Source organism: Mesorhizobium sp. ArgA1, from assembly GCF_053714375.1.
On the sequence record NZ_JBSKBQ010000008.1, the window covers coordinates 1 to 7,267 of the forward strand.

8 protein-coding genes and 1 tRNA gene are annotated in these 7,267 nt (G+C 58.5%); 8 read left to right on the forward strand and 1 reads right to left on the reverse strand.

The window, feature by feature from the left end; all coding sequences use genetic code 11:
- Window positions 1–267: 267 nt before the first annotated feature.
- Window positions 268–339: transfer RNA gene (locus ACWGTI_RS18320), tRNA-Ser, on the reverse strand.
- Window positions 340–489: 150 nt separating this feature from the next.
- On the opposite strand from ACWGTI_RS18320, the gene ACWGTI_RS18325 reads away from it, so the two are divergent.
- The 8 genes from ACWGTI_RS18325 (at window position 490) to ACWGTI_RS18360 (ending at window position 6,911) form a co-directional block, all read left to right on the forward strand.
- Entirely contained in the window at window positions 490–1,848 is a 1,359-nt protein-coding gene (locus ACWGTI_RS18325) for a tyrosine-type recombinase/integrase (RefSeq protein ID WP_454588412.1), read from the forward strand.
- Between the two features lie 356 nt (window positions 1,849–2,204).
- The gene (locus tag ACWGTI_RS18330) at window positions 2,205–2,465 is read left to right on the forward strand and encodes a hypothetical protein (protein ID WP_454588413.1); all 261 of its coding nucleotides are present in this window, start codon (window positions 2,205–2,207) and stop codon (window positions 2,463–2,465) included.
- 72 nt (window positions 2,466–2,537) lie between these two features.
- Window positions 2,538–3,098 (forward strand): hypothetical protein, encoded by a 561-nt coding sequence (locus tag ACWGTI_RS18335; protein WP_454588414.1) that lies wholly within the window; start codon window positions 2,538–2,540, stop codon window positions 3,096–3,098.
- 295 nt (window positions 3,099–3,393) lie between these two features.
- Window positions 3,394–4,455: an AAA family ATPase gene (locus ACWGTI_RS18340; protein WP_454588415.1), complete on the forward strand. Its 1,062-nt coding sequence runs from the start codon at window positions 3,394–3,396 to the stop codon at window positions 4,453–4,455.
- Between the two features lie 191 nt (window positions 4,456–4,646).
- Complete coding sequence (locus ACWGTI_RS18345) at window positions 4,647–4,970, forward strand: hypothetical protein (protein ID WP_454588416.1); 324 nt, start codon at window positions 4,647–4,649, stop codon at window positions 4,968–4,970.
- Window positions 4,971–5,047: 77 nt separating this feature from the next.
- Complete coding sequence (locus ACWGTI_RS18350) at window positions 5,048–5,605, forward strand: terminase small subunit (RefSeq protein ID WP_454588417.1); 558 nt, start codon at window positions 5,048–5,050, stop codon at window positions 5,603–5,605.
- 110 nt (window positions 5,606–5,715) lie between these two features.
- Window positions 5,716–6,528: a recombinase family protein gene (locus ACWGTI_RS18355; protein ID WP_454588418.1), complete on the forward strand. Its 813-nt coding sequence runs from the start codon at window positions 5,716–5,718 to the stop codon at window positions 6,526–6,528.
- 11 nt (window positions 6,529–6,539) lie between these two features.
- Complete coding sequence (locus tag ACWGTI_RS18360) at window positions 6,540–6,911, forward strand: MutS N-terminal domain-containing protein (RefSeq protein ID WP_454588419.1); 372 nt, start codon at window positions 6,540–6,542, stop codon at window positions 6,909–6,911.
- Window positions 6,912–7,267: the final 356 nt, after the last annotated feature.

The following is a 7,267-nucleotide window of genomic DNA, read 5'->3' on the forward strand; positions in this document are numbered from 1 at the left end:
CAACGCGGTTCCAATCCATGGCCTTGGCCTCCTTGGTTGCACACCAGTTGAAACGCCATATCGAGCGCGAGGTTCCGGAATTGAGGCCGTTGCGTCCACTATGGCCGAGGTTTTTGGCAGGCGCGCATCGACGCTGGCGATTGCAGCAAATTAGCGAAGCGTGATCCAGAGCTTCGCCTAAAATGAAACAGGCGGGGCATTCCCCCCGCGCGGCGCCACCTCTGGTGGGGACCGAAATCGCCTGCCGCGTCACGTTGTTGAAATTGCTGGTACGCCCAAGGGGAATCGAACCCCTGTTACCGCCGTGAAAGGGCGATTTTTTCGCCTTATGAGAGGCCTTGGCCGTCTACACGTGTCTATCAGCGTTTAGCATAAGCGCTTGTGTTTGTTAGATAATTAGACAGCTTGATCCAAGCTTGTCTTCACGCGTCCGCAGGTGTATTTCGGTACCGATTTCGGGTCCATTTCGCTGAGAGGGGGACACGCCAGATGGCGCGAACCAGGACAGATGCAGCAATAACGACGCGCAATGCCCGCAAGCAGCTCAAGCCGCGCAAGAAGCCGTATTGCCGATCACTCGGCCCGACTGCTGCCATCGGCTACCAGCGGAAACCGCGGGGAGGGGTCTGGCAGGCCATAGAGTCGCTCGGTGACAAACGCTATCGCGTTGAGCAGGTTGGCATCGCTGACGATTTCTTGGACGCAGACGGTGTCAATGTTTTCGACTATGAGCAGGCAAAAAGCGCCGCGCTGGTGAAAATTTCCTCGTGGCATGCAGAGGAAATTGCGTCCGCAGAGGGTCCATCGCCAACGGTCCATTCGGCCGTAAAGAGCTACATTGAATCGCAGGCGGCACGGGAACGCGCGGTAATGGGCAAAGGAAGGGTGCGGGCAGACGCAAGGCTAAGGCTTTCACGACATGTGCTATCTGACCCACTCGCTGAGATCGCGCTCCACGAACTGAAAGAGACACATTTCGACCAATGGAGAACCCGTCGATCGTCCGATCTTTCGGTATCGACTGTTCGCCGTGTGATTAACGATCTCAAAGCAGCGCTCAACGCGGCCGCCGTCAAAAATCGCTCCCGCCTTCCGGCTGAAGTCGCAATCATTATCAAGAATGGATTGTCGGCAGGCGAGGCGGCGGCGCCGATTGCTCGCGACCAGGCCGCACTGCCCGACGCCGATGTCCGCCGGATTATCGAAGCGGCGAGGGCAGTTGATATCGACCAGGGCTGGGATGGTGACCTTCTGCGCATGGTATTAGTGTTGTCCGCAACCGGGGCTCGCTTTTCGCAGGTAGCTCGCATGGCCGTGGGCGACGTCCAGATACCACAAAGCCGATTGATGGTGCCGACGAGTCGCAAAGGGAGAGGCACGAAGAACACGACGCACATTGGGATCAGAGTTGGCACGGACGTCATTGATCAGTTTCGCGCTGCGATTGCAGGAAAGCAGCGGGGTGAAGCGTTGCTTCAACGGTGGCGCCATGTTCAAACGAAGGCCACTGACACTCGGCCACCCCAGTGGGTTCGCGATGCTCGTGGTCCGTGGATTGCAGCGAGCGAACTCGCCCGGCCTTGGCTCGACATCATCACCCGTGCTGGCCTTTCGCGCGAAGTCGTGCCTTACTCATTGAGGCATTCTTCCATTGTTCGCCAGCTTCGAGCAGGTCTTCCTGTTCGGCTCGTGGCCGCCCTGCATGATACCAGCACTACGATGATTGAACGCCACTATGCGTCGGCTATTGTCGACCTGCTCGACGAGCTATCTGCAAGCGCAATCATTCCTCTGATGGCTAACCAACCGGGAACGAACGTGGTGCCGCCTCACGCTGCCCAGCAATAAGCTACATCAATTTCGACATGCGCGAACGTGACCGGCCTGCTTGTCAATCGTGCAAGGCTGGCACCGGCAATTGACGAGAATTTCACGTGTCAAGGGTTCGTCAATAACGAAGTTGTCAAGTTGCTGCAGATCGAACCGTGAACGCCTGTGTATATCGGGGAAAATGTTTGGAAAGAAATGACACGATTATTAGACACAATTGAACGCGAATGAACGAACCGAGGATTCGTGGAAGCCGTAAAAGGTGGCTTTTCACCCGGCCTCGGTATCGAATTATGTAGAATTTTGTCTTGTTTACACCCGTCTAAGCGTGGGCATAAGTGGCTGTTGGCTCAATTTTCAGATGAGGCAACATCATGTCGTTCCAGAACTTCACGAACAACGAGTCTGCCAGCCAAGCACCAACCCGCCCTCAACTCGCGACCGACGTCAAGGGCGCGGTGATCTACACCGGGCTGTGCCGCGCGCAGCTCTACAAGGACATGCGCGCCGGCCTGCTCGTTGCTCGCAAAAAGGGCTCCCGCACGATACTGCTTTACGAGGAGTTGGATCGCTACCTCAAAGCCATGCCTGAGGCGAAGTTCAAGCCCCTGAGCAATGACGCCTTGAACTCGTAATTCGCAACCTCCCCAACAGACAATCTGGACCAAGATCGTGCTGAAGAGCCCGATCTGTGGAAGGACTTTGCCATGGGACGCCGCTCCGACTTCCCCCGCATCGCCAAAGATCTCTACAGCACGCCCGCGATGGCGCTTCCGCCCCTGTTGTTCCACCTTCCTCGCCCTGTTTCCTACCTTGAGCCAACGGCAGGCGATGGCGCTCTGATCCGCGGACTGGCCGAGCACGGCCATATCTGCCAGCTCGCGGTCGACCTGGATCCTGGCGGTCCACATATCGCCCGACGCGACGCGCTGTCTCTGACGCCGGCTGATCTCCTGGACATAGATATGATCATCGGCAACTTGCCGTGGTCGTGGTCGTCGTTCCAGCCCCTCGCAGAGCATCTGCTGGCTCTCGGTCGTCCAATGTGGATGCTGCGCGACACAGCATGGCTATTCAATCTCCGCTCCGCATCGCTGGTTGATCGCTGCGCGCTTGTGCAGCCGACGCGGCGTCTGCGCTGGATCCCGGACACGAAAGACTGCGCGAAGGACGATTGCGCCTGGCACTTCTTCCCGCCTGGTCACCGCGGAGGACCAAAGATCCTTCCCCGTATCGAGGTGCCGAGGCTCACGTGGTGCCTGCCGTGATAGGCAATAGCGACAAGGGCAAGAGGTGCCGCCGCGCTACCGCGGAACTGCCCGCGTACCAGTCGGTGCCTGGCCCGGCGATGGCATCAGCCAGGATGGCTTGCAGATGCCTGCTCGATGCGCAATCGCGTCTGAAAAACCAAGGATACTATTGCAGACTTCTCGACGATGCGTGTGGCGCTGCCAGCACCCTGCTGACCGGCCGGGTTGGCACATGCCAGCCCGCCTGCGACGTCCCGAAATACATTGCGGAGTCGGCCAAAGAATACCGACGCGCGGCCGGGAGAAGCTACTGATGGCCAAGCCGCAGCCGCTTCACATTCTCTCCTACGCCGAGATGCGCGAGCTGCCTGAACCCGAATGGCTCATCGAGGGGCTAATTCAGAAAAACGCAGCCGCTCTCATGTTCGGCAAATCGAACTCGTTCAAGTCGTTTCTCGCAATAGACATAGGCCTCTCCGTGGCTTCTCGACGTCCGTGGCACGGACATGAAGTAAAGCCTGGCTCCTCCACACCCGACATTCTGCCAGCAGTGCTGTTTGTTGCAACCGAGGGCGGAAATGGCATCGGCCGCCGGCGCATTCCTGCCTGGTATGAGCACCACGGCATAACCGAAAAAGAGCGCACAGCATTTCTCTATCCCCAAGAAATCCGGCTCGATCAACCCGATGACGTCTCCGGCTTGATCGCTGCAATCGCCAACGTCGAATTACACGCTCGACCAACCTTGAAATTCGCGTTGGTCGTCATCGACATCTTCGGTGGCTCGATGGCTGGATCTGAGATCGAAGACAGAACGGCCAGGGCTTGGGTGCATGGGGTTCAGCGGATCATGCGCGAAGCCGGTGTCGCGGTGCTAACCGTCGCGCATACCGGCTGGCAGGACGATAGCCGCGCCCGCATGCACACGCATTTCTGGGGCAGCTTTGATACGCGTCTGAAGGTCGTAGGCGATAAGGAGGCCATGACGGCAAGCTTGACCGTCGACAGGCACAAGGACGCCGACAGCAGCGGAGCCTGGGGAGTGAAGCTGGTGAGGGCCGGTGAGAGCCTGGTTCCCGAACTGGATGCCACCGTGAAGATTGGCCCGAGGAAGCCCATACTCTCGGCCAAGAATCGCGTCGCGCTGAATGCGCTCGATGACGCCTTGGTCGAGGCCGGCGTGCGCAAAGTCGGCTCCGATTGGCCGCCGTGCAAGGTCGTACCTATCGACGTCTGGCGCCAGCACTTCTACCGCCATTCCGCCGACGACGAACCAGGAGCCAAGAAAAAGGCATTCCAGCGAGCCCGCGAAGCATTGAGGGAGCGTGGTGATGTCGAGTTCTATGACGACCATGCATGGCGCTGTCATGGGTAGATCCGCGACCGGGGCCGGGACAACGGGACATACCTATAGGTATATGTCCCGTTTTGTCCCGTCTCCCTGCCCCTCGGGACGCCCCGGGACGTGTCCCGCAATGTCCCGCTATGTCCCGCTGTCCCGCGTTGGTCGGAACAAAATCGTAACCGACGCCCGGCGGATCCTGGCAAACCATGGAGGTAGCAAAGATGTCAGATAACACGAGTTCTGAAATGAGCGGGTTTATGCGGAAAATACGAGCCAAGCCGCCAGTATGGAGCGATTCAGCACATGGCAGGGCGCCAGATGTTCTGCCAAACCTGCCGCAAGAGATTGAGCCATTGCTCCGCGCAATCGAGAAATATCGCGCCACAATACAGGTGCTCGACCAAGAAGAATTGGACGAGTTATGCTCACACTTAGTCGGCCAGATGCTGAACTGGCGCTATGGCGAAGACTGGAGATGCACCGCGATGGCCTTGTACCATTTGGTGAATGACGAGTCGTTTCGCCGCGCTGATGAAGGCGAATAGCTAGAAACTAGGGGCTCCCCACGAGAGCAGTCGCAGGTAGCAGCGCCCAAAGCCGCTACCTGCTTTCGATAGAAGCGATGACACTGGCGGGCAAATTCTTGAGCGCTACCGAGCTTGAACGCATCGAGCCTCTTAATTTTGAGCTTCTCACCATAGTCTGGTGCAAACCAACCGAGCGGTATTATAATACCTCCATGCCGAACGCCAAATTGAACATGCGCCAAGAACGCTTCTGCCTCGCCCTTGCCGAGGGCCTCCCTCAATCCCGAGCCTATATCGAGGCCGGCTATATGGCGCGCGGCAATGCGGCTGAGGTGAGCGCTTCGCAGCTTCTAAGGAATCCTAAGGTGGCCATCCGTGTCGCTCAGTTGCAGGCTGCTGCTGCGAGGCGGTCGGAGATCACCGTCGACGATTTGGTTGCCGAACTCGAAGACATGCGAAAGCTTGCAATCGCATGCAAGAACCCGGCCGCTGGCGTCGCGGCAGTCATGGGCAAGGCCAAGCTGCTCGGTCTGATCGTTGACAAAGCCGAAGTCGCAACGACGCCGCGCAAGCCTCTCCGCGAGCCCAGCGATACTGAGCAGATGAGCCTTGACGAGTGGCAAGCCAAATTCGCGCCAGGATCGCTGCAGTAGGCCTGTTCTCGCCCTGGCGACCGGGCCACTTCTTCCAAATCCCACGTTGACTTTCCGGCTCAAAATTATCAAATGCTGAAGCAAATGATAATGCCAATGGGTTCTAAGGCATGAACGGCAAGGCCCTCAGGAAAGTTGTGGCTTATCTTCGCACCTCGTCTGCAGCCAACGTGGGTGCCGACAGAGATAGCGAGAGGCGACAGCGCGAGGCAGTCGACTGCTACGCTCGATCCGCTGGCCTAGAAATTGTCGAAACATACTATGACGCGGCCGTCAGCGGCGCAGACCCAATCACCGCCCGACCTGGCTTTTCGGCAATGTTGGAGCGTCTGCTGTCGAACGGGCTGCGTGCCATTCTGGTTGAGACGGCTTCTCGGTTCGCACGTGATCTCATCGTCCAAGAGACGGGATACGAGATGCTCAAGGCGCGTGGCATCGATTTGATCGCCGTCGACAGCCCTGAAAGCTTTGTGACGGACACGCCCACGGCGAACCTAATCAGGCAGGTGTTGGGTGCCGTTGCCGAGTTCGAGAAGGCGATGCTCGTCGAGAAGCTGCGAGGCGCGCGCGAACGCAAGCGCATAACAACCGGTATGAAAGTTGGCGGTCGGAAGAACTATTCGGAAATCGAGGGCGGCGTGGAAATGATTGCGCTTGCAAAGAAGCTGCACCGTTATCCGGTCAATGGCAGACGCCGAACATTGGCTGAGATCGCGGAAGCATTGGAAAACGGAGGATTCCTATCGAGTGCCGGAACGCGATTTACGCCGACGGCGATTTCCAGAATGGTGGCATCCAAAGGCAATGCAGTCACGAAACAAGAGCAGGTCGAGCCCATGCCGGGAGCAACTGCCACCGCTCCCAATGTCATTATCGACGAAGCCATCCCCCCGATCCGCACTCCGCTCGGTTCGCGTTGGTAGCGAGGTGGACTATGGCGGAAATAGTCCTTCAGCGGGGTGGCGATTATCTGGAGGCGTTCAACGAGGATGCAATAATCGTGGGCGATGTCCTCGGCCTGGCGGTGACGCGGGCACCGGAGGACGGCGCCGATATGGTCGGCATACCCATCCACGCCCAAACCGAGAGCTTCGCGGCTTTGCACTCCGCCGGCTATAAGTCGCATCTTATCGCGAAGCCCGAAGCGCTCGACGAGGTGTGGCAGCGCACCCACGCCGAATTTAAGGGCACAGTCGACGGCAGGCGGACGTTGATTGTGGTTCGTCACGACGGCCCGACGCTCGTTCTGCTGGTCGATCTCACGCCAGCCGAGATGGCGCGGCTCTATCCGAGGAGCGAGTTATGACGCGCCCGGTATCCTGTACTCCGGGGTTTGTCGACACGGGGGTGGGGTGGCCTTGTGGGGCCCCGCGCATTGCACCTTCCAAGTATGCAGAGATTGGTGAGCCATCAGCGTCGATGTAAACTCGTAATCGTCAGGGGTGCTTTTGATCCGACCTCGGCCTGTGCCGAGGCGCGAGCCAAATTCCCTGGAAAAACTCGCTTCCCCCTTCGGGATGAAAGGGGAGCGACGATTTGAAAAAAAGCAATGCGTTCTGTCGGCCCGGGAGGGAAAGAGGAGGGGAAGATATGAAATCCGCGGGGAGAGACCCAGAATGCGGAGGTGACAGCCGGGTGATGTGCTCCGCCAAGCAGGCCTGC

Excerpts from the sequence above, each read along its gene's own strand:
- ACWGTI_RS18345 (WP_454588416.1), top strand. The coding sequence starts at position 4,647 with ATGTCAGATAACACGAGTTCTGAAATGAGCGGGTTTATGCGGAAAATA.
- ACWGTI_RS18360 (WP_454588419.1), top strand. The coding sequence starts at position 6,540 with ATGGCGGAAATAGTCCTTCAGCGGGGTGGCGATTATCTGGAGGCGTTC.
- ACWGTI_RS18350 (WP_454588417.1), top strand. The coding sequence starts at position 5,048 with ATGACACTGGCGGGCAAATTCTTGAGCGCTACCGAGCTTGAACGCATC.
- ACWGTI_RS18330 (WP_454588413.1), top strand. The coding sequence starts at position 2,205 with ATGTCGTTCCAGAACTTCACGAACAACGAGTCTGCCAGCCAAGCACCA.
- ACWGTI_RS18325 (WP_454588412.1), top strand. The coding sequence starts at position 490 with ATGGCGCGAACCAGGACAGATGCAGCAATAACGACGCGCAATGCCCGC.
- ACWGTI_RS18355 (WP_454588418.1), top strand. The coding sequence starts at position 5,716 with ATGAACGGCAAGGCCCTCAGGAAAGTTGTGGCTTATCTTCGCACCTCG.
- ACWGTI_RS18340 (WP_454588415.1), top strand. The coding sequence starts at position 3,394 with ATGGCCAAGCCGCAGCCGCTTCACATTCTCTCCTACGCCGAGATGCGC.
- ACWGTI_RS18335 (WP_454588414.1), top strand. The coding sequence starts at position 2,538 with ATGGGACGCCGCTCCGACTTCCCCCGCATCGCCAAAGATCTCTACAGC.